This window comes from Corynebacterium sp. HMSC065D07, from assembly GCF_001810695.1.
In the GTDB taxonomy this organism is placed as follows: domain Bacteria; phylum Actinomycetota; class Actinomycetes; order Mycobacteriales; family Mycobacteriaceae; genus Corynebacterium; species Corynebacterium hesseae.
The window spans coordinates 12585-32812 of the sequence record NZ_KV802422.1; the positions used below are offsets into that span (position 1 = coordinate 12585).

At 57.2% G+C, this 20228-nt stretch carries 21 protein-coding genes and 1 tRNA gene; 12 read left to right on the forward strand and 10 right to left on the reverse strand.

Annotation, left to right across the window (positions count from 1 at the left end; all coding sequences use genetic code 11):
- Window positions 1–13 precede the first annotated feature (13 nt).
- The 6 genes from HMPREF2760_RS00920 (at window position 14) to der (ending at window position 5651) form a co-directional block, all read left to right on the forward strand.
- A complete protein-coding gene (locus tag HMPREF2760_RS00920; RefSeq protein ID WP_180952111.1) occupies window positions 14–892 on the forward strand; it encodes a ParA family protein in 879 nt (292 codons plus the stop codon).
- A gap of 9 nt (window positions 893–901) precedes the next feature.
- Window positions 902–1699, forward strand: coding sequence for a segregation and condensation protein A (locus HMPREF2760_RS00925; RefSeq protein WP_070532543.1), 798 nt, complete (start codon window positions 902–904; stop codon window positions 1697–1699).
- A 16-nt stretch (window positions 1700–1715) separates the two neighbouring features.
- A complete protein-coding gene (scpB, locus tag HMPREF2760_RS00930) occupies window positions 1716–2330 on the forward strand; it encodes an SMC-Scp complex subunit ScpB (protein WP_070524800.1) in 615 nt (204 codons plus the stop codon).
- An 87-nt stretch (window positions 2331–2417) separates the two neighbouring features.
- On the forward strand, window positions 2418–3335 hold the full coding sequence (locus HMPREF2760_RS00935) for a pseudouridine synthase (protein ID WP_070524802.1): 918 nt from the start codon (window positions 2418–2420) through the stop codon (window positions 3333–3335).
- Window positions 3335–4036, forward strand: coding sequence for a (d)CMP kinase (gene cmk / locus HMPREF2760_RS00940; RefSeq protein WP_070524805.1), 702 nt, complete (start codon window positions 3335–3337; stop codon window positions 4034–4036). Before HMPREF2760_RS00935 ends, cmk begins: the two co-directional genes overlap by 1 nt.
- Before the next feature lies 1 nt (window position 4037).
- Complete coding sequence (der, locus tag HMPREF2760_RS00945) at window positions 4038–5651, forward strand: ribosome biogenesis GTPase Der (protein WP_070596372.1); 1614 nt, start codon at window positions 4038–4040, stop codon at window positions 5649–5651.
- A 38-nt stretch (window positions 5652–5689) separates the two neighbouring features.
- Here der and HMPREF2760_RS00950 read toward each other — a convergent pair whose 3' ends face one another.
- From HMPREF2760_RS00950 to HMPREF2760_RS13000, 6 genes are all read right to left on the reverse strand, one after another.
- Window positions 5690–6298 carry a response regulator transcription factor gene (locus HMPREF2760_RS00950; RefSeq protein ID WP_070596375.1) on the reverse strand — a complete coding sequence of 203 codons (609 nt, stop codon included), beginning with the start codon at window positions 6296–6298 and terminating at the stop codon, window positions 5690–5692.
- Window positions 6295–7407 carry a sensor histidine kinase gene (locus tag HMPREF2760_RS00955; protein WP_070596377.1) on the reverse strand — a complete coding sequence of 371 codons (1113 nt, stop codon included), beginning with the start codon at window positions 7405–7407 and terminating at the stop codon, window positions 6295–6297. The genes HMPREF2760_RS00950 and HMPREF2760_RS00955 overlap by 4 nt, the downstream gene beginning before the upstream one ends.
- Window positions 7404–8201 (reverse strand): ABC-2 transporter permease, encoded by a 798-nt coding sequence (locus HMPREF2760_RS00960; protein ID WP_070596378.1) that lies wholly within the window; start codon window positions 8199–8201, stop codon window positions 7404–7406. Before HMPREF2760_RS00960 ends, HMPREF2760_RS00955 begins: the two co-directional genes overlap by 4 nt.
- An 11-nt stretch (window positions 8202–8212) precedes the next feature.
- Window positions 8213–9151 (reverse strand): ABC transporter ATP-binding protein, encoded by a 939-nt coding sequence (locus HMPREF2760_RS00965; protein ID WP_070524816.1) that lies wholly within the window; start codon window positions 9149–9151, stop codon window positions 8213–8215.
- Between the two features lie 88 nt (window positions 9152–9239).
- Window positions 9240–10082 carry a class I SAM-dependent methyltransferase gene (locus tag HMPREF2760_RS12435; RefSeq protein WP_070708408.1) on the reverse strand — a complete coding sequence of 281 codons (843 nt, stop codon included), beginning with the start codon at window positions 10080–10082 and terminating at the stop codon, window positions 9240–9242.
- A 13-nt stretch (window positions 10083–10095) separates the two neighbouring features.
- Window positions 10096–10299 carry a hypothetical protein gene (locus tag HMPREF2760_RS13000; protein WP_154737134.1) on the reverse strand — a complete coding sequence of 68 codons (204 nt, stop codon included), beginning with the start codon at window positions 10297–10299 and terminating at the stop codon, window positions 10096–10098.
- A gap of 94 nt (window positions 10300–10393) precedes the next feature.
- On the opposite strand from HMPREF2760_RS13000, the gene HMPREF2760_RS00975 reads away from it, so the two are divergent.
- Complete coding sequence (locus HMPREF2760_RS00975) at window positions 10394–11176, forward strand: CE1 family esterase (protein ID WP_227486307.1); 783 nt, start codon at window positions 10394–10396, stop codon at window positions 11174–11176.
- A gap of 18 nt (window positions 11177–11194) precedes the next feature.
- Here the strand turns inward: HMPREF2760_RS00975 and HMPREF2760_RS00980 are convergent, their stop codons facing one another.
- Window positions 11195–12493, reverse strand: coding sequence for a site-specific DNA-methyltransferase (locus HMPREF2760_RS00980; RefSeq protein ID WP_083304458.1), 1299 nt, complete (start codon window positions 12491–12493; stop codon window positions 11195–11197).
- A gap of 472 nt (window positions 12494–12965) precedes the next feature.
- On the opposite strand from HMPREF2760_RS00980, the gene HMPREF2760_RS00985 reads away from it, so the two are divergent.
- From HMPREF2760_RS00985 to HMPREF2760_RS01000, 5 genes are all read left to right on the forward strand, one after another.
- Entirely contained in the window at window positions 12966–13145 is a 180-nt protein-coding gene (locus HMPREF2760_RS00985) for an antitoxin (RefSeq protein WP_070524820.1), read from the forward strand.
- A gap of 278 nt (window positions 13146–13423) precedes the next feature.
- Entirely contained in the window at window positions 13424–14833 is a 1410-nt protein-coding gene (locus HMPREF2760_RS00990) for a TetR/AcrR family transcriptional regulator (RefSeq protein ID WP_070524822.1), read from the forward strand.
- Window positions 14834–15248: 415 nt separating this feature from the next.
- Window positions 15249–16868 (forward strand): prolipoprotein diacylglyceryl transferase, encoded by a 1620-nt coding sequence (locus tag HMPREF2760_RS00995; RefSeq protein ID WP_232755704.1) that lies wholly within the window; start codon window positions 15249–15251, stop codon window positions 16866–16868.
- A 152-nt stretch (window positions 16869–17020) separates the two neighbouring features.
- On the forward strand, window positions 17021–17152 hold the full coding sequence (locus tag HMPREF2760_RS13140; RefSeq protein ID WP_256374294.1) for a hypothetical protein: 132 nt from the start codon (window positions 17021–17023) through the stop codon (window positions 17150–17152).
- Window positions 17153–17296: 144 nt separating this feature from the next.
- Complete coding sequence (locus tag HMPREF2760_RS01000) at window positions 17297–18370, forward strand: hypothetical protein (protein WP_070524826.1); 1074 nt, start codon at window positions 17297–17299, stop codon at window positions 18368–18370.
- A gap of 78 nt (window positions 18371–18448) precedes the next feature.
- Here the strand turns inward: HMPREF2760_RS01000 and HMPREF2760_RS01005 are convergent.
- From HMPREF2760_RS01005 to HMPREF2760_RS01015, 3 genes are all read right to left on the reverse strand, one after another.
- A tRNA-Pro gene (locus HMPREF2760_RS01005) sits at window positions 18449–18522 on the reverse strand.
- A gap of 87 nt (window positions 18523–18609) precedes the next feature.
- The gene (locus HMPREF2760_RS01010; RefSeq protein WP_070563521.1) at window positions 18610–19008 is read right to left on the reverse strand and encodes a YchJ family protein; all 399 of its coding nucleotides are present in this window, start codon (window positions 19006–19008) and stop codon (window positions 18610–18612) included.
- Window positions 19009–19014: 6 nt separating this feature from the next.
- Window positions 19015–20193 (reverse strand): bifunctional alpha/beta hydrolase/OsmC family protein, encoded by a 1179-nt coding sequence (locus HMPREF2760_RS01015; protein WP_210386338.1) that lies wholly within the window; start codon window positions 20191–20193, stop codon window positions 19015–19017.
- Window positions 20194–20228 lie beyond the last annotated feature (35 nt).

The following is a 20228-nucleotide window of genomic DNA, read 5'->3' on the forward strand; positions in this document are numbered from 1 at the left end:
CAAGGAAGCAGGTGTGACTGTGAGCGACGAGGGACTGTTTGAGGCCTCGGAAGCACAGGTCGGGTTAACCGGCCGCCCACTGCGGGAGCTTCCGGAACCGGAGCCATTGGAAAAGCATGGTCCCGCCACGATTATTTCCATGTGTAACCAGAAGGGTGGCGTCGGAAAAACCACGTCCACCATTAACATGGGCGCGTGTTTGGCGGAGCTGGGGCGTAAAGTCCTCCTCGTTGACTTGGACCCGCAGGGTGCTCTTTCGGCCGGCCTAGGCCTGACCCACGACCAGATCCAGGACACCATTTATGACGTCATGCTTGATAGCGAAGTCTCAGTGCATTCCGCTATCGTGCACACCGGTGTGGCCGGGCTCGACCTCGTCCCCGCCAACATCGACCTCTCCGCCGCTGAGATCCAGATGGTCAATGAAGTTGGCCGCGAACATACCCTGGCTCGTGCCCTTCGCCCGGTACGCAAGGACTATGACTTCATCATCATTGACTGCCAGCCTTCACTGGGCTTGCTCACGGTCAATGCTTTGGCCTGCTCGCAGGGAGTTATCATCCCCATGGAGTGCGAGTTCTTTTCCCTGCGCGGCCTCGCGCTGTTGACCGATACCGTGGAGAAAGTAGCGGACCGCATTAACTTCGATCTCGAGGTCATGGGAATTCTGGTTACCATGTTTGATCGCCGCACCCGCCACGCCCGGGAGGTCATGGACCGCGTGGTGGAGTATTTCGGGGACAAGGTCTTTGACACGGTGATTACACGTACTGTTCGTTTCCCAGAGACGTCGGTAGCCGGCGAGCCCATTACTACCTGGGCTCCCAGCTCCCAGGCAGCCAAGCAGTACCGCGACCTGGCTAAAGAGGTCATCGAGCGAGCTAACGGCTAGTCGCTCATTATGACCCAACCGGAGATTACCGGCTTTCGCATCGCCCTGGGCAATTTTGAGGGCCCTTTCGACTTGCTGCTGCAGCTGATTCAGGCGAAGAAGCTGGACGTTACGGAGGTGGCGCTGTCTGAAGTTACCGATGAGTTCGTGGCCTATACGCGTGCTTTAGGGGCAACCGCGGATTTGGATGAAACCACGGAGTTCCTTCTTATCGCCGCAACACTTCTGGATTTGAAGGCCGCTCGATTATTGCCGCGTGGCGAAGTCGATGACTTTGAAGATCTTGAGCTCCTGGAGACTCGCGATCTCCTCTTTGCACGCCTTCTGCAGTACAAGGCTTATAAGCAGGTTGCCGACCAGTTCGCGCAATGGCAGCGCGCGGCCCAGCGGCGTTATCCGCGTGCGGTGGCGATGGAGGAGCGCTTTAGCAACCTTCTTCCGCCAGTCAAGATTGGGCATACTCCAGCCACGTTCGCCGAACTCGCAGCTGGTGTCTTCCGGCCCAAACCCCCGGAAGAGGTTGCCACAGGCCATATTCACCAGGTTGCTGTCTCCGTGCCGGAGCAAGCCGGAAAGATCCTCACGACGCTCAAGATGCTGGGCACAGGGCAATGGATGAGTTTCGAAGCCTTAACCAGGGACTGCACCATCTCTATGGAGGTCGTCGGACGTTTCCTGGCGTTGCTGGAGCTCTACAAGGCCAAAGCGGTTGATGCTTCCCAACCAGAGTCTTTGGGGCCACTTGAATTGTCCTGGACCGGGCTCGACGTGGACCCGGCCGTCGTCGCGGCGGCAAACTGGGATTAGGGTAGGCTACCGAGTCATGGACGATACGTCATCCTTGGCCCCCAGCGACCTCGTAGCCCCGAGCCGACAGGGAGCTTTGCCTCTTATTTCACAGTTGCGCTCACGCCTGGAGTCCATCCTCCTCGTTATTGATTCCCCAGCCAGCGTGGAGGAGCTGGCCCGTGTACTGGATGCGGAGGTCACCGTCGTCAGTGATACTCTGCGTGCACTAGAGCGCGAGCTGAGCGAGCGCGGCTCCGGCATCGATCTGCGTGAGACACCGGAGGGCTGGCGCTTTTATACGCGTAAAGAGAACGCAGATGCCGTCGAGCAGTTTGTTCTCGATGGCACCCAAACCAAGCTTTCCCGCGCGGCATTGGAGACCTTGGCAGTTATCGCATACCGCCAACCGGTCACCCGAGCCCAAGTCGCTGGCGTACGCGGCGTCAACGTCGACGGAGTAGTTCGTACGCTCATGTTGCGGGGGCTCATCCGGGAGATAGAGAGCCCAGAGCCCTCAGCTGGCAACGCACATCACTATGAGACTACTGAGCTTTTCCTAGAGCTACTCGGTATTGATTCCCTCGAGCGCCTCCCGGATCTCGCTCCGCTGCTGCCAGACATCGAGCAGATCGACGAGGACTACTCATAAAGGCGCTGTCTGCGGTAGGATTGCGGCCGGACATCGGCGCGTTTCCGCGCGCCGCAAATTGAAGAACTATTGAGAGGACACATTCCCGTGACTCCACCCGCTCGCCGCGATGGCACACCGGAAAAGAAAAAGCGTGACAGCGACATGATCGTGTCGAACGCTAAGCCGGCCCGCCATCAGCATGTAAAGAAGAAGGCCACCGCAGAATCTATCGCCCGAGACTTGGGCGCGGACTGGCTGGTAGACGGTAAAAATAAGAAGGGCTCCCAGAACCAAGGCGAGCGCCTGCAAAAGGTCTTGGCAAAGGCCGGCGTTGCTTCGCGCCGCCATGCAGAGATCCTCATCGATGAGGGCCGCGTTGAGGTCAACGGCCAGGTCATCATCAAGCAGGGCACTCGTGTTAACCCCAACACGGACGTGATTCGCGTCGATGGCACACGCATCAACGTCAACGAGGAGACCCAATACTTCGTGCTCAACAAACCGCGCGGTATGCAGTCCACGATGTCGGATGACATGGGCCGTCCTTGCGTGGGAGATGTCGTGGCTGATCGCGTGGTAGCAGGCCAGCGCTTGTTCCATGTCGGACGCCTCGATGCGGATACCGAGGGCCTTCTCTTATTGACTAACGACGGCGAACTTGCCAACCGTCTCATGCATCCCAAGTATGAGGTGACCAAAACATACCTCGCGACTGTCCTTGGTGAAGCAGATAAGAAGCTCGTTCGTCAGCTGCGCGAAGGCATCGAATTGGACGATGGTCTTGCGCAGGCGGACTATGTGCAGATTGTGGACAAGAACCAGGGCTATTCGCTGGTGCGCGTCGAGTTGCACGAAGGCCGGAAGCACATCGTGCGCCGCATGCTTAAAGAAGCCGGGTATCCGGTCCAGCGTCTCGTGCGCACCAAACTCCACACGGTGCAGTTGGGTGATATGAAGCCCGGCTCCTTGCGTGCACTGAACTCCAACGAACTGACCAGCCTGTACAAGGCGGTGGGGATGTAATGATTTCAAATATGCCCAATCAAGGCCTCATTCTGGCTGTTGACGGTCCCTCCGGAACCGGTAAGTCCACGACGTGCCGAGCACTGGCCAAGAAGCTTGACGCCAAGTACGTCGATACCGGTGCAATGTACCGCGTGGCAACGCTTGCTGTGCTGCGCGCGGGTGTGGACCCAGCGGATACTGAGGCGGTGATTTCCACGACTGCTGACCTGCCTCTCGAGGTGTCTGATGATCCAGATTCCACCATGGTCGTCTTTGATGGCGAGGATGTCTCCCGCGTCATCCGAGAAGATGAGGTCACCCGCAATGTCTCGGCAGTTTCCGCCATTCCGGAAGTACGCCAAAACCTCGTTGAACTGCAACGTAAGCTTGCCGCCCAGGCTCACCGCGCGATAGTTGAAGGGCGCGATATCGGCACGGTTGTTCTTGCCGATGCCCCCGCGAAGGCTTTCATGACGGCTAGCGCCGAGGTCCGAGCACAGCGCCGTCATGACCAAAACCTGGCTGCCGGCATTGATTCGGATTTTGACTCCGTGCTTGCCGCCGTCGAACGGCGCGACGCCGCCGACTCTTCCCGCGCTACATCGCCGCTGCGCCCGGCGGAGGACGCGGTACTCGTTGATACGTCCGAGATGACCCGAGATGAGGTCCTTGACGCTCTCATTGCCGTCGTCAAAGAATCGGCTGCACAGGAGGCCTGACATGACTAATGAACCGCAGAATCCGGATGTAGATCCGGCGCAGCAGCCGGAAGACTTTGAGACGGAATTTCACTATCCGGCCGGAAAACTTGAAGAAGAGGTCGTACGCGATCCGCACGGCGGCTGGGCTCCGAAGGATTTCGACTCTGAAGACTTTGACTATGAATTCGACGAGTCTGAATTCAGCGAGGCCGATTTTGGTGAGGATGAGACCGAATTCGACGATGAGGCTCCGCTGAGCGAGGAAGAATGGGAAGCCCTATCCCACGCCTTTGGTGTCGGTGAAGGCCATACGGAGGAAAACCTGTGCACGGTGGCCGTAGTGGGCCGCCCGAACGTGGGCAAGTCTTCTCTGGTGAATCGCTTCCTTGGGCGCCGTGAAGCTGTTGTAGAGGACCACCCGGGCGTCACCCGTGACCGCGTGTCTTATGTAGCGGAGTGGAATGGCCAGCGCTTCTTTGTTCAGGACACCGGAGGTTGGGACCCGAACGTCAAGGGAATCCATGCCGCCATCGCCCGCCAGGCAGAGCAGGCGATGGAAACTGCCGACGTCATCGTATTCGTGGTGGACACCAAGGTGGGCATCACTGAGACCGATGCGGTTATGGCTCGGAAATTGCAGCGCTCCGAGGTCCCAGTCATCCTGGTATCCAACAAGTTTGATTCGGAAACCATGTATGCAGACATGGCCGAGTTCTACGCGCTTGGTTTGGGCGATCCGTGGCCAGTATCCGCTCAGCATGGTCGGGGCGGTGCCGACGTCCTCGATGAGATTCTCCGTTTGTTCCCTGCAGAACCGCGTCATTCCTCGATTACCTCCGGTCCTCGCCGCGTGGCGTTGGTGGGCAAGCCGAACGTGGGCAAGTCCTCCTTGCTGAACAAGCTGACGGCGGAGGAGCGCTCCGTGGTAGACAATGCTGCAGGCACCACGGTCGACCCAGTTGATTCCCTGGTGCAGCTAGACCAACGTTTGTGGAAGTTCATTGATACCGCAGGTCTGCGCAAGAAGGTTAAAAACGCGCAGGGCCACGAGTACTACGCCTCCTTGCGCACGCGCGGCGTGATTGATGCGGCCGAGGTGTGCGTCATGCTTATCGACGCTTCCCAAGAAGTCTCGGAGCAAGACCAACGCGTCCTCAACATGATTCTCGAGGCCGGAAAAGCCTTGGTTATTGCCTTTAACAAGTGGGACCTTGTGGATGAGGATCGCCGCTACTACCTAGAGCGCGAAATTGATGAGAACCTGCGCCACCTGCCGTGGGTGACCCGTGTGAATATCTCTGCTGAGACCGGGCGCGCCCTGCAAAAGCTTGAGCCCGCCATGATCGAGGCCCTAGAAAGCTGGGATCAGCGCGTGTCCACCGGTCAGCTCAACAATTGGATGCGTGACGCGATTGCCGCGAATCCACCGCCGATGAATAATAACCGCCTGCCGCGAGTGCTCTTTGCCACTCAGGCGTCGACGCAACCACCGACCATCGTGCTGTTTACAACCGGCTTCTTGGACGCTGGCTATCGTCGCTACCTAGAGCGTAAATTCCGTGAGCGTTTCGGTTTCCACGGCTCGCCCGTGCGCATCGCGGTGCGCGTGCGCGAGCGCCGCCAACGCCGATAGCTCCGCTAGCGGGCTGAAGGCGGAACCACGAAGAGGCCTCAAATCCACCCGTTTGCTTCGGCCCGCCGAGCAGCCTCGAAGCGATTTCCAGCCCGCGTCTTCGCCATGATGGCGGAGACGTGGTTGCGCACGGTCCCGCCGCTGAGGTGAAGTTGCGAAGCGATATCAGCGGAGCCGAGTCCACGGACTAACAGGCGGCATACCTCGATTTCTCGTTCGCTCAGTGGGTTGTCGGGGGCGAAGAGAATGTCCTGAGCAAGCTGCGGATCGATAACGCGCAAACCCGAATGGACACGGCGGATGGCATCAGCGAGTTCATCGGGAGGGGTGTCTTTGACGAGAAAGCCATCTATACCTGCTTCGAGAGCGCGTTTGACGTAACCGGACCGTCCAAATGTGGTGACGATAAGGCTCCGGCAGTCGGTGCTGGCGATACTCTTGGCAGCATCGATGCCGTTCATACCAGGCATCTCAATGTCGAGTAAAGCCACGTCAACGCTGTGCTTAGCGACGAGCTCCGCGACCTCTGTCCCAGAGCCACAGCCTGCAACGACTTCAATGTCCGGCTCGGTATTAAGGAGCGCGGTCAGCGCGCCGCGAACTAGAGACTGGTCCTCGGCAATGAGCACCCGGATGGCGTTCGTCAAAACTGCTTAACCTCCTGCGTATCAGGTCCTTTGAGCGTCACGCGGACTGTGGTCAAACCGCCGGCGCGCTCGATTGTGACCTCACCGCCGGCGGCTTCTGCCCGGCGGCGAAGACCTGCGAGGCCCGTGAGACCGGAAGCAAGTGCACGCGTAGCGTCTTCTGTGAAGCCACAGCCGTTGTCCATAACCTTGAGGGAGTTCTCCGTGAGTAGTACCCAGCATTCGGTAGCCCCAGAATGTCGCACGACGTTGGTGCTAAGCTCCCGTAACGCCCAGGAGAACAGATCTTCATGAGACTGTGGGTGCGTGAGGGTATCCGGAAGGTGAGTTTGTATTCCGGCGGTTTCGAGGATTCGGCGCGCAGCGTGAATCTCGCCGGCAAAGGTGGGGTTCTTCATACGAGTAACAGTCGAGCGGACTTCGGCGAGTGACATCCTTGACAGGGCGCTGATCTCCTCGAGCTCGGCAGCTGCCTTGGCGGGGTCGTGTTCGATGAGCCGACGGGCTACTTCGGATTTGAGGTTGATAGCAGTAAGCGAGTGGCCGAGAAAGTCATGGATATCGGAGGCAATATCTTCGCGTTGATGCGCCAGATCCAAATCATGGCGAAGAGCTGTCTCAGTGTCCTCGCGCTGGGACAACGCTCCGAGGACCAAGATGAGCAGCGGCCAGCCGAAGAGGATGATCGCGAGGTCCATAAAGCGAGGATTCTCGTAGATCCATGCGGGGATACCAGCAAGTATGCCGGTGAGCATAATAACCGTCGCGGCAGTCCTGAACGGTTGTGTATATGCTACGAGCGCTCCGAGATATGGGACGAAGGCGACAGCCCAGGCACCATATCCCGGAATAGATGCTAGGGCGAGTAGCGCGAGGATAACCCACCGAAGGGTGACGCGTTGATCCAAGGTCCAGCCGCGCGGAAAGAAGTCGACAGAACCAAAGGAGAGAAAATAGGCCACACAGAAAAGCACAGTGATGGCCACAGCCCAGGTCCGCTGAGCAGGCGTATAAGTGGGAAGGAACAAGACCTGGAGAAGGACAAGCAGGAGAAAGATCAACCAAATAGCTGCGAAAGCGGCATTGCGAACCTTGAAGCTACTCATCATGCTCGGTTCTTGTCGCGCTTGTGAAGAATCAGGCACAACCCGACGAAAACCATTGTCCATACAGCGATATTAACCCATGCGTACCATAGCGGGTCTTCAATAAAGAGCTGCTCGCTATTGATCATTTGGGCGCCTTCAGACAAAGGCCCACGCGAAAGAGCCTGTGCGCCGTACATCGGAGTGAATCGTCCGACCACGAGTAGCGATTCTTTTAGCGGCATGAAAACATTTCCGGCGAAGGCGAGAATGACAATAGTGGATGTCGTGATAGAGACGGTGTTTTCTGAGGGAAAGAGCATGGCACAGGCCATGCCGTAGAAGCCGAAGGGGATAGCGCAGGCGACGGTAGCAAGAAATGCTAATGCCCACTGGGTCGGTTGCATGCTTGCTGCGGTGAGTGCACCGGTAATGAAGACAGCGGCGATCGGTAAGATCGCGCGGACCGCGATATTGAGGAAATTGGAAATCCCTAGCTGGGAAGAGCGCAGGGGAGTGAGCGCCAATTGCCGGCCCCATCCTGCACGGTTTTCTGCAACCATGGAGCCGGCGGCGCCAACAGCACCTGTAGCACCGGCATAGAGCGCCATGCCGATCATCACCAGGGCAGCAACATTTCCGCCGTTAAACTCGACTTGGCCGTATTCTTGCATGGCGCCGAAGAGAATATAGAAGATGATTGGAAGGCCAACGCTGAAAAAGAGCGTAGGCAGGTCGCGACGTAGCCGCTTTAAGTCGTGGGCAGCGTAGTTGAGGGTGGTGCGAAGAGTAGGGTGCGCAGCGGTGTGGGGGCTCATGTGAAATCTCCTTATCGCGTGGTGTTACTGGATGTAGCGTTGTAGAGCTCGAGGAAGGAATCCTCCAAGCTGTGTCCTGTGATAGTGATGTCGCGAGCAGTGGTTTCGTTAAGCAGGTAGCGTGCCACCGCATCAGAGTCTCGAGCAGTGATGACCAGCCCCGTGTCTGTTTGCTCTTGGTGGATAGCTCCGGGAAGTAGGTTGGCCGTCAGCACATGTGGTACCTCGCCGGGAAAGGTGGCCCGGACGATGCGGGTGGAGTTGGAGTTGCGGATCTCTTCTGTCGAGCCATCGGCTTGAATGTGGCCCTTGTTGAGCATGATGATGCGCTGGGCAAAGGTCTCGGCTTCTTCTAGGTAATGGGTGGTGAGCACGATGGTGCGGCCGGCATCTGCCTCTTCGCGCATAGTTTCCCAGAAGTGGTGTCGGGCACCGGCGTCCATCCCCGTAGTTGGCTCGTCGAGAAGCAGCACTTGCGGATCTCCTAAGAGAGCCAGTCCGAAGCGAAGGCGTTGTTGCTCACCACCGGAACATTTGCTCACGCGGCGCGACAGGATATCTCCTAGATTTGCGCGCTCGATGATGTCGTCAAACGCACGGTGAGATGGGAAGGCCGCGCCGAGGAGCTCGAGGGTTTCCTTGACGGTGATGTTAGGAAGAAGGCCGCCGGATTGCATGACGGCTCCTATGCGTCCGCTTTTAATAGCGGTCTGTGGGCTTTCTCCGAGCACCTGGATAGTGCCGGATGTCGGTGTTGTCAGGCCCAGGATGAGATCAATAAGCGTCGTTTTTCCGGCGCCGTTCGTTCCCAGCAGGCCAACGATTTCGCCCCGATGAATGGAAAGGGAGACGTCGTGAAGCGCTTGTACAGGATTGGGCGAGGCCGCATTAAAAACCTTGCTGACGCCATTGACGTCAATGACTGGTAGGAGAGTGCGTGTTGTGCTCATATCTTCACGCTATGGTGGGCAGATATGTGCAGCGTAGACGTGGTGTCACCAATTAGACGTGACAGTTGTCATGGTTGGGGCGGGCTGGCTACTCGCCAGCGCGGGCCAATAAGAACGCATCCGTCCGATAAGGAATGCGAAGGACTTGGCCGGGGCGAAAGCCCATGTGTTCGAAGAGGTACCAGTTGAGGTTATGTGTCATGCGTTCATGGATCTTTTGGCCATTGCGAAGCCAATATGAGCGAGTATGCATAAGAGCATGAAGGCCTTCGGGGCTCAGCTCGTGTTCCCACGTCAAGCGGAGCTCTTGGCGAAGCGTCCATGGTTCACAAAAAGCGGGATAGAACCCGGGACGGTGGACATCTCCGGAATGCATGATGCGGGAAAGACGCAGGACCCACGGGTCCGCATTGACGTCCAGAGTGTTCCACACCAAGAGGACTTTTCCGTTGGGGCGGAGAACCCGGTCAAATTCTGCACAGGCTCGTTGGACGTCAACCCAATGCCAGGTCTGCGCGCAGGTGAGGGCGTCGAGGGAGGCGTCGGCAAGCGCAGTGTTCTCGGCAGTTGCACGCCAGCACGGCACCCCGAGGCGGTTTAGGACTCGGGTCATGTCAGGGGATGGATCGCTGGCGTAGACAACGGGGTTGCTTAGTGATTCAGTGAGCTTTCCGGTGCCTGCGCCAACATCGAGGACAGTCCGCGCGGAGGCAATGAGCCGTGATACCTCCTGCGGGTAACCAGGACGCACGTCATGATAGGCGTCGGCGCCGTGACTGAATGATTGGGCAGAACGAAGACGCTGCTGAACTGTGTTGAAGCTCGGTGCCTCTTTCCCCGAAGCCGGGCGATAGCTGGGGTAATGCTCGGGAACCGGGAAAGGGGATGAGGCGCTGGGGGAATCAGTTGATTCGGAAGGAGTTGGGCTCATGATGCTCCTAAATCTACCGCGGTGCTGCAGGTTCGTGGATGTCGGTGGGATGTTTTAAGGTGGACGAGGATATTTTCCCGAGGGCGAGCGTGGCGAGGCAAATGATGAGTGAAGATTCTGCAGCATGGCTGCGGTGTTCGCGCACGCTGGCTGGGATCATCTCAACCGCAGCTTGCGTCATGGCGCTGGTCTCGTGCAGCTCGCCTGAAGAAGACACGACTACTTCTCCATCAACAGCAGAGTGGAGAAGTGACCTCGGTTTTCCCGTCGCCCCTATGCTCGTTGGCCCCGACCCCGGGCACACGAAAAAAATGAAGTTGGCCTCCGGACGTAGTTTTCTCCTCCACGTGCCCGAAAACTACACTGCAGATCGATCCTGGCCGGTCCTGTTGTCCTTCCACGGTTATACAGATTCTCCGGAAAACATGGAGCAATACAGCCAGTTTGATGCGGCTGACGCCATAGTCGCCTACCCTGCAGGGGAAAATGCGGCGTGGGCTCCGGCACCTTATGCTGCTACCAGCGCGGAAGAAGACCTAGAATTCGTGCGAGCAATCGTGGACAGCCTGCGCGCGACTTATGAGGTAGACGATAACGCTATCTTCGCTGCGGGCCTGTCCAATGGAGGAGGATTCGCGGCATTCTTAGCCTGCCGTATGCCGGGGACGTTTCGTTCGGTAGCTACTGTATCGGCGGCTTATTACGAAGGCATCCATACGGATTGCTCAGACAAGCCTGTTGGCCGTTTGGATATTCACGGTACAAAAGACCCCGTTGTCAACTATGAGGGCGGCGTGCGGCACGAGACTGCTTATGCTTCGGTCGCAGAAGTGCTCGGGCAGCATCAGCGTCGTAACAAGTGTCGTGGCGACGTTGAGTCCGTACGTCTCACAAACGGTGCCACCAGAGAGACATGGACTGCCTGCCAAGCACCGCTGCAGCACATTCGCATCGAAGGCGGATCCCACGTGTGGCCTGGTGGAAACAACGCTACGAAAACTGAGGTGGGTAAAGGTTTTGCCACCGACGCGGTACTAGACTTCTTCGGTATCCCCGGCCGGCCTGCAGACACCGAGGAACACGGAGTGGCCTAGGATTGATTCCTTCGTGGACTACTCGCTCAGCGTGTAGTGATTAAAGGGGATGCCGAGGGAGCGAACCCGCGCTAAGCAGATATCTGCCACCGTTTTATAACCAGCTTGGTGCGCGGCACTGGTGGTTTCCGTGGGGGCCGGAATCTGTACGAGGTGAAAGGAGCGTTGGCCGCCATCCTCGCGATTGAGCTCGACGACGGCCTGCGCGGTGGTGCCAGAGCCAGCAAAAAAGTCGAGGACTACCGCGTTAGGGCCGCCGGCGATTGCGATGAGGTGCTTGATAAGCCGCACTGGTTTGGGAAAATCGAATACGCCTTTAACACCGAGTGCCTCTTCAGCGTCACGACGGCCTGTACGGGTTACACCGAATCGTTCCCCGTCCAGTATGGAGCGTGGGCGCGCACCCTTCTTTTCATAGTTTTTGGTATAGACAAAGCCGCGTCTGAAAACCAGGTCGTCATAGTGCTTATCAACTTTGTCCCGCCCCCAACGCCAGCGCGCGACCTTCGACTTCCCGTCGGGTTGATGAGGCCAGTATTTATCACCATTCGGACCGACGATGGGAAAGTCGAGGCTTGGTAGATAACCCAAGGTCTTGGAATCTAGGCGAACGAGGGAATAGTTACCCTTCTCATCGCGATGGTTGTAGCGGGTCGATGTCTGCGCCCCTAGATCAACATTGAACCCGGAGTTTTCCGGAGATTTAGCGTAGCAAAGGACATATTCGTGCTCTTGGACGGCATATCTTGAATCATTCTTTCCAGTACCGCCTTTTTTCCAAATGAGCTGGCTTGCAAAGCAATCCTCGCCGAAAACCTCGTTGAGGAGTAGGCGTACATGGGCACATTCTGATTCGCCGATCGAAACCACGATGAATCCTGTGTCTGCGAGTACTTCACGCGCAAGGATCAGTCGCGGAAGCATCATAGAAAGCCATTCGGCATGCCATTGACCAAAGTGCTCTGAGCGCATTTCTCGCCGTTGGCGGAAGTTGTCGCGATAAACAAAATCCTTGCCGGTGTTATACGGCGGGTCGATATAGATGACGTCGGCCTTCATACCGCGGGCAACAAAGCTCTTGAGCGCGGATAGATTATCGGCGACGGTGACTGAATTGGTGGTGGAATCCGAGCCGCTTATCAACGTTTGCCTCCCCGCAGCTTGAGAGGCAGCAAGCGCAGCGGCAGCATTCTTTCCGGGCCACACTAAGCCAAAGGCTGAGTCATCGTTTGTGGGTATTTCTAGCCCATGAGAGGGCGTCGAAGAATCAGGTTGTGTAGCGGGTCGGGGAGTTGGCTCAGAATGAGGGGAAGGCATTGTGGGCAGGTTTGTACTTTGGCGATTGATCTACGGACGAGGGTATGTGCGTTAATTATTGCGCAAAGAACTGAGCGCGGAGCGCAGCCAAAGAAGTGTGTCCTAGAGTGCACAGCAATGCTAACGAAAGCGCGCCTGCTTTTACCAAGTTGTTGAACGAAAAGGGGTAGGTGGAGGGGGTAAACGGATGCGCCGACCCTGAGAATTCTTAGAGTGCTGCTTTGGGTGGGAACGGTACGTCTCATAACTAGGGTGATTAATAACTCGTGTGGCGAAGACTCTGGTGCGTCGGTACGGTGGAGTCTCGTGATGGCTCGCAACGTGAATGCCGCGGTCGATAGTGCACTTGTTCGTAGTGTGCGGAGCCGATCGATGGGGTTCACGCCTACTGATCGGTTGTAGCCGCAGGCGTATTGACACGTTGGTAGCTAGCACGGTTAGAAACAGTAAAAGCAACGAAAGGATTGTAGGAATGGGTATTTTTGACAAGGCAAAGGACGCGCTGAACTCCGATAAGGGCGAGCAGGTTTCGGACAGCGCACTGGACAAGGGCGCTGATCTTGCTAAGGGTAAGCTCGGCGAAGATAAGGCCGATAAGATTGACTCTGCTCGCGACCAGCTCGATGATCGTATCGGTAACGAGGGCGCTTAAGTCCTAAAAATTGAGGGCGGAGGCAGTGTGCCTGGTACCCTGACGTCGCAGGAGTAAGAACCCACTGCCTCTGAAATGCCACGCTAGGCTCGCTCTATAAGTCCTGTCCACGATGTGGGCAGGACTGTATAAGTTTTGTAGCAATGTATATGTTGGTTTCGGCTGGGACATAATATGGGCGAGTTGATAGAGAAAAGGAATCTGAGAGAAACCTTTAAATCCTCCTATGTTGTGTTTATGAATATAAAATCGGTCATTTCCTAGGTAGGCTGAACACTGTGAATACTTCAGTAGGTGTGGAACAAAGTAGCCAGCCCTTTAAGCAGCTTCTGATTGAGCAAGCTGGCCGGGTCATTGCTAAGGCGGGCATCGATGAAGTGCGCCTTCGGGAGGTTGCTGACCAGGTTGATGTGCCTCTTGCGGAAGCTCAGGCACTTTTTGCTTCCGAAGCGGAACTCGTCGAGGCAACTAAGCACTCTCTCAATGATGCACTGACGTCAACTATTGATGTGCACCTACAAGGATTGCCCGAAAATGCGACCGCGGTAGATAAGCTTCGTGCTACCGCGCTGTCCTACTTTTCTTTTGCGGTCGAGGACCCATCCTCTTTTGCGGCTTTTACTGCTGTCTACGCTTCTCCCCGCACGGGATTGACGGCTGAGGACTTTGCTAGCCGTGATGGAGAGGCTGACACCTGCCCCATTATGCGTATTCTTTTTGACCTGACTAAAGACGCTATTAAAGAATCCGGCGGCACGGAGCTCGATGCCTATGGGACGCTGCTCTCCGCTCTGTCGATATTCTCCCACCTACACGGCGTTACACAGCTTGCAGCCGAAGGGATTCTGCGCTACCTCTCGCCAGCGGCGAAAAAGCAAACCTTTAGTGCTGTCATGGATACGCTGAGCGTTGGTCTTTATCCCTTTTTTAGGGGCGAGCGTATCAAGCGCGCCGAACCTTGCGGCCTGGCAGGGGAGCAGCCTGAAACACTCCTAATCAGTGCAGAAAACTTTCCGCGGGGGACTGAAGAAGAGCAGCGGAGAGCTCTGCTCCGAGGTGCCGTTGAGGAGGCTCTAGACCACGGCGTGACTGGCTTGCATATCGGTGGCGCCGCAAAACGAGCAGGACTTAGCGTCCAAGAGGCTGAACACCTTATTGAAAGCGACCAAGAGCTGGCGAGTTTCTTGGAGCGCTATTTGGACAAAATCAACTATGAGTTCATTTACCGTCAGGTAGCCGCGTTGCCGCAGGACGCTAGCGCAGTGTCGAAGATTAAAGCTACGGGCTATGGATATGTCTCGCATGCTTTGCATGACCCGCAAGGATTTGAGGCGCTCATTAAGATCGCATCCGGCCCGATCGTGCCCATGTCGTTTGAGGATGACTTCCTGCCAAACGCGAATAAAGCGGTCGAGCTTCAACGTGATTTCAGCGAGTTCGGCCGAGCCTTTGGGTTCATTATGTCTCTCGTACGCGAGGCTATCGATGAGGTGGACGGGCCGCGCACTCCATGGGTTCTTTTTACATTAGTGATTTCAGTGTGGGCTGGCGCCCACGGTCTTGCCATGCTGAGCACCAACGGGCCATTGCGTGGGTATAATTCCGATTTTATTTTTGGAATTCTGACTCAGTATATGGATATCGAACTCGGCGGCATCATGCGAAGCCTCAATGGCATGGCAGGCTAGTTCAGTGAAATGAGCGTGCGGGATGCTCAACTGAGAGTGATTCGCATCATATTCCTCCCCACTTTCTTAGAGTGAAAGTGGGGATTCTTTTGTCATATCTGAGGGTGGCTGCACCTTGTCGGGGTGGTGTGGACGTGGGCTTTGGCTGGGCGCATTCATTGCGTGAAGGGGGTAGAAATCGGTCTGGAGCGACTAATGTTTACGGCGTGAACTGCAAAGATGTCGATGGCCGGTGTCTCTGAATGGGGGTAGCAAGTAGTTGCTCAAGTGTAGAAAATATACTCTGCAGGTTGTATGGTGGCCACGTCCGAACTTTAATCGCAAGCCTTATAAGGCTAAGCGGGTTTTCACTTCAGTTTAAGAAAGACTAACTATGCGCCCTACTCGCTCTCGCATTGTCGCCACTGTAGCGGCAGTGGCTACCTTTTCTTCCGTTATCGTTGCTCCTCAGGCAATTGCGGTAGAGGAACCGGCAGAATCTTCCTTCGTTCACGAGGAGAATGGCACTGGCACTCTTGATGTCAACGGCACTGCCTTCGACGAAGACGGCAACCTGGTTGATGAAGACAACGCTGGTGATAACGCGATTGAAGAGCTTGACCGCGACTCTCGCAACAACGACATCAGCTTTTATGACGCGGAAAACAGCAAACCGACGACGCTTGATGAGCTGAAGAGCACTGAAGCATCGACGGCTGACGCTTCGATCAAGGTCGTCGAGAAGGACGGCAAGCTGGTCTGTGAGATTTCTGATGCTCCTGGTAAGGAAGGCGAGATTCTTGAGCGCAAGCTCGACCTAGCTCGTGCATTCTATGATGGCGGCAACAAGCTGCTGCAGACCGTATGGGAAGTTATTCCTGTTGTCGGCGATCTCGTCCCGTCGGACTTCATCAAGAAGATTGGCGCAAGCTCGTGGGAGCGGATCGCTGAAATGGTCCGTGAAGGCGAGAAAGACAAGGATGTCACGTGGGACCTCGCACGTGCGCAGGGCATGGCTATCGCAAAGATCGAGAACTCCGATGCTGATGTCGATTTGAAGAACCCGGATGCGGCGAAGAAGACCGTCTCTGGGCTCATCAAGTTTGCTGATGGTGCTTTCGGTACTGGAGTGGCTACCGTATTGAAGGTTTTTAATGCCGCCGTTACGATTGCTGGCCTTTTCCCGGGCGCTAGTGCCGCTAAGGACTTGAAGCTGAGCGATACTCAGCGCAAGGAAATTGAGTCCACCCTGTCTGGTATCTCGACCGCGGCTTCTGCGTTGGCCGAGGTTAACGCACCGGCTGGACAGAAGTGTGCGGACATGCTCAATGGCAAGCAGGTCAGCGACGAAGCGCCGGATTCCACCTCGACAACCGAGTCCTCTGAGCCTTCTGAGTCCGCCGAGCCTTCTGATTCCGAGAAGCCCTCCGAGTCCACTGAGCCTTCCGAGTCGAGTGAACCCTCCGCATCAGATGAGGCTTCTGAGTCCGCAGAGTCGACTGCGCCTGAATCTACTGAGTCCGAGGCGGCCGAACCTGAGGATCCGACGGAGGAATCCGAGCCTGCTTCCACTACCTCGGCCCCTGTAGATTCCGATGATGAGGATAATAACGGTGAAGACGGGGAGCCTGGCCGTGATGGCAAGGACGGTGCCGACGGCAAGGATGGCCGCGATGGACGCGACGGTGAGGACGGCCGCGATGGTCGCGATGGCCGTGATGGCAAGGACGGCGCCGACGGCAAGGACGGCCGTGACGGTCGCGACGGCCGCGATGGGCGTGATGGCAAGGACGGCGCCGACGGCAAGGATGGCCGTGACGGTCGCGACGGCCGCGATGGGCTTGACGGCAAGGATGGCATCAACGGCCGCGATGGCGTCGACGGCAAAGATGGTAAAGATGGTGAAGACGCTGATATGTCCTCCGCTGTTGGTTACTCATTCCTTGGAGCGATTCTCGGTGGCGGTCTAATCGTTTCCATCTTCGGCGCTATTGATTACCTCTACCTGCTGGGCTACCTGCCCAAGGAAGGCATTCCGTGGCGCGCTAACCGCTAAGACCAACTCGTAGTTCCAGCCTGAGCAGAGAAATCTCAGGCAGAGCAATACAGAACAGCCCCATTGCATCCGCAGTGGGGCTGTTTGCATGAGCGATTGAGGGGTAGGCAAGCGCAGCATTGGGCCAAAGCTTGCTGTTTATAGCAGCGTGAGTGCGTATTTCAGAGCTGCCTGTGATGGCGTTTGCCCTTGTGTTGGGCTGGCACAACGAACACAGCGGTGTTGACCAGATGGTTTATCGCAATAAGAGCAGCATTCCTGTGGCGGTTCTAGGCGATGAGTAGGTCGTAAACACCGGACTATAGAGTGGGAAGCGTGACTGCAACAGTCCTTTAAGCACTAATTTCTTTTTCATGCGCCACGCCGTCCGCGGTGCCGCCGACCCATTGGAGGTGAAGTAGGTGGGCAAATCATCTCAGCTCGCAACTATGAAGAGCTCGCGGAGGCGGCCGCGCCGGTGGTGGGAAATCGGCGTAATCCTGCTCGTCGTCGTGATCATCGCCGGCAGCGTACACGTGGCGCGTAATACCGCAGGGATATCCGTGGGAGAGTTGGACCCGATTGATCGGCGCGCCTTAGAGGAGTACTCGGAATACGCCGCTGCCGTCGCAGATCGTCCGGAGTCGGCGGCCTGGCTCAATGCGGCCGCTACCGAGTTCCCCACGCTGCTAATCAGCAGGAAGACCCACTTTTCCTACCTGATCAACCCCTCCCAAGAAGTCTCTTCGCCCTTCGCTGCCCCTGTAGACATGGGCGATAACCCCGCCGGCCTCGAAGTCTATCGGTTGGACCGGATCTACCCGAGGCTGTGGCCGATTAAGATTGCCGGCGGCAACTTCAACACGGTGGGCGAGACCACGACGGTCCAGGGGAGCGATGTCTACTACCTCAAATTCGGCGAGGATAATTTTGACAAACAATTCTCCTCAGAACACTTCATTACCTTCTTCGCGCATGAATCCTTCCACTTCTACGGTCAAGCTCGGTGGGCTTTGGACTCGCGTGTCTTTGGCGAGCTCTCCCCGCATGGGGTGGAGCTGCTCGACGAGAGAATGCGGCTGCTCGATGCAGTCCGCGACGCGGGTGCAGACCAAGCTCGGCTGAGGGAACTGGCCACAGAATTGCTCGCTCTGGAAAAGGAACGCCTAGCTGCAGATCCTGACTACGTCAGCCAAGAACGCTGGATGGAAACCGTGGAAGGCACGGCTACCTACCTCGGGATAATGGCCTCACGTGCGGTGGGGTATGACTTTGGCCCGATGTACTTCGACAACACTAAGGAAGCGCGTTTCACCGACGTTGTTCCGTTCCTAGAGTCCGGGCAGATCGACAATGACTTTCTGCGCAATCGATTGCCATATGAGGCCGGCGCTCAGTTGTGTTTGCTGCTTGCAGCATTAGCGCCGAGCGGGGAATGGCAGGCCTTTCTCAATGAACAATCTCCGGATTCTCACCGCACGCTTATCGACGCCCTGGGCCACGTCCTTAGCCAAGAGAAGTAGATCCGCTAAACAGGGCCGCCAATAAACTGGGCGAAAAAGAAAGGCTGGTCAGAAAAGCTCTGACCAGCCTGGATGCTGTCGGACTAACAGGATTTGAACCTGCGACCCCTACACCCCCAGTGTAGTGCGCTACCAAACTGCGCCATAGTCCGCCGCCGCACCATTTGGTGCAACTGCTACAGATTACACCAGCGGTATTCGCTTCGACAAATCCCAGGTTGATGCGCGTTTTGAAGGCTCTAGAACTCGCCGGTGGAATATACCCACTGCCCGTCTTGCCGACGGAAAGAGGAGCGTTCCCGCTGAGAGCCTTGTGCGGCGCCCTTATAGAAGGCCTCGAACTCAACGACGCCGGTATCGTCCAAGGGGCCGCCGGCGACGGTATCGATAATATCGAGGCGGTAAAAGTGGATGCCGTTATCTGCGAGGTTGAGGCGCTCAGGGCGGGTCTCTGGGTCCCAGGTCCGGAGCAAATAGTCCTCGTCGCCGGTGACGAAAGCACTGAACCGCGAGCGCATCAGCGCCTCGGCCGAGGGTGCGGGCGTGCCGGCGTGGTAGCGCGAGCAGCACTCGCCAAACGTCAAGCCGGTTCCGCAGGGACAGCGGGCAGCCGGATCAAGAGGGTTGAGAACAATCATGTGAATCTATTGTGCCGCGGTTGTCACGGTGGTGGTCACCTCGACGGTGAGGAGGGAGTCGATGGTGGTGGACGTGGAGGCGTCGCCAAGCGCGCGTTGTTGATCCGCGCTAAGGGAGGCGGGGAGTGTCACCGTACGTGTAAATCGGGATTCGGACTCTTGGGTAATGCTGACGGACACAGCTTCGAGAGCCTTCGCGTCGATCTTCTGTGCCTTGCCCGCCGCCTTGATGGCCTGGGTACTTGCCACAGCCAGTGCGGACATGAGGAGGCCTTCAGCGGTAAAACCTTGGCCCTTGCCTCCGCTCTTCTTCGTGCGGTCAGCGGTCACAGAACGGTCGTTGTGGCGTACTACGACGCCCATCCTCGTGCCCACCGCAGGGATTGCCACCGCGGAGTCATCTGCGACCGGCGCGGGAAGGTTCTCCGGAACGATGAACTGCTCCGCCCACGCGCCAATCAGGTCGGCAGCGCGTGCGGCCGCGCCTTGCTTGGTGACGAGGTGATCAGCCTTATCCAAGGCGACCAAGGACTTGGGATAGCGCGTGGTGCGGAAAATGTTCTGCGCATTGTCGATGCCAACGGTCTGATCAATGGGGGAGTGCAGCACCATGAGTGGTTTGCGTAGGCGCGGAAGGTACTCCTCCGGGTTGGTCTCAGCAAGGTCTTCGAGGAAAAGGCGCGAAATGGTTAGCGCGCGGCCGCCCAAGGTGACCTCTACCTCGCCATTGGCGTCGACCTCGCCAATCTTGTCGGCGTAATGCAGCACAGAGTGCGCGGGATCGAAGGGGGCACCGATGGTGGCGACGGCTTTGAGGGAACGAATTCCGTTGGCCGCCGCGAGGGCAGCGGCGCCGCCCAGCGAGTGACCCATGAGGAGTTGCGGTGCGGAGTAGTTCTGGGCCAGCCACTCGGCGGCGGCCTGGATGTCTGCAACGTTTTGGCTGAAACAGGTATCAGCGAAGTTTCCCTCGGACTGTCCCAAGCCTGGGAAGTCGAAGCGCAGGGTGGCGATACCAAAGTTTGTCAGCTGCTTGCTCACGCGGGCGGCACCGGGTGTATGGCGCGAGCCGGCAAAGCAGTGCGCGAAGATGGCGAAGGCTTGCGGAGGGGAGTCTGGGAAATCGATGGTTCCGGCCATCGTGGTACCGGTGCTGGAGGGGAGCGACACGTTCACGGATTGCATGCCCACAAGGATATAAGGGCAACTGCACGCCTGCG

Bases quoted from the DNA above. Each gene is read 5' to 3' on its own strand.
- HMPREF2760_RS01015 (WP_210386338.1), bottom strand. From the start codon at position 20,193: ATGCAATCCGTGAACGTGTCGCTCCCCTCCAGCACCGGTACCACGATG.
- HMPREF2760_RS00955 (WP_070596377.1), bottom strand. From the start codon at position 7,407: ATGATGAGTAGCTTCAAGGTTCGCAATGCCGCTTTCGCAGCTATTTGG.
- HMPREF2760_RS00985 (WP_070524820.1), top strand. From the start codon at position 12,966: ATGGGTATTTTTGACAAGGCAAAGGACGCGCTGAACTCCGATAAGGGC.
- HMPREF2760_RS01010 (WP_070563521.1), bottom strand. From the start codon at position 19,008: ATGATTGTTCTCAACCCTCTTGATCCGGCTGCCCGCTGTCCCTGCGGA.
- cmk (WP_070524805.1), top strand. From the start codon at position 3,335: ATGATTTCAAATATGCCCAATCAAGGCCTCATTCTGGCTGTTGACGGT.
- HMPREF2760_RS12435 (WP_070708408.1), bottom strand. From the start codon at position 10,082: ATGAGCCCAACTCCTTCCGAATCAACTGATTCCCCCAGCGCCTCATCC.
- HMPREF2760_RS00960 (WP_070596378.1), bottom strand. From the start codon at position 8,201: ATGAGCCCCCACACCGCTGCGCACCCTACTCTTCGCACCACCCTCAAC.
- HMPREF2760_RS00975 (WP_227486307.1), top strand. From the start codon at position 10,394: ATGAAGTTGGCCTCCGGACGTAGTTTTCTCCTCCACGTGCCCGAAAAC.
- der (WP_070596372.1), top strand. From the start codon at position 4,038: ATGACTAATGAACCGCAGAATCCGGATGTAGATCCGGCGCAGCAGCCG.
- HMPREF2760_RS01000 (WP_070524826.1), top strand. From the start codon at position 17,297: ATGAAGAGCTCGCGGAGGCGGCCGCGCCGGTGGTGGGAAATCGGCGTA.
- HMPREF2760_RS00925 (WP_070532543.1), top strand. From the start codon at position 902: ATGACCCAACCGGAGATTACCGGCTTTCGCATCGCCCTGGGCAATTTT.
- HMPREF2760_RS00980 (WP_083304458.1), bottom strand. From the start codon at position 12,493: ATGCCTTCCCCTCATTCTGAGCCAACTCCCCGACCCGCTACACAACCT.
- HMPREF2760_RS00965 (WP_070524816.1), bottom strand. From the start codon at position 9,151: ATGAGCACAACACGCACTCTCCTACCAGTCATTGACGTCAATGGCGTC.
- scpB (WP_070524800.1), top strand. From the start codon at position 1,716: ATGGACGATACGTCATCCTTGGCCCCCAGCGACCTCGTAGCCCCGAGC.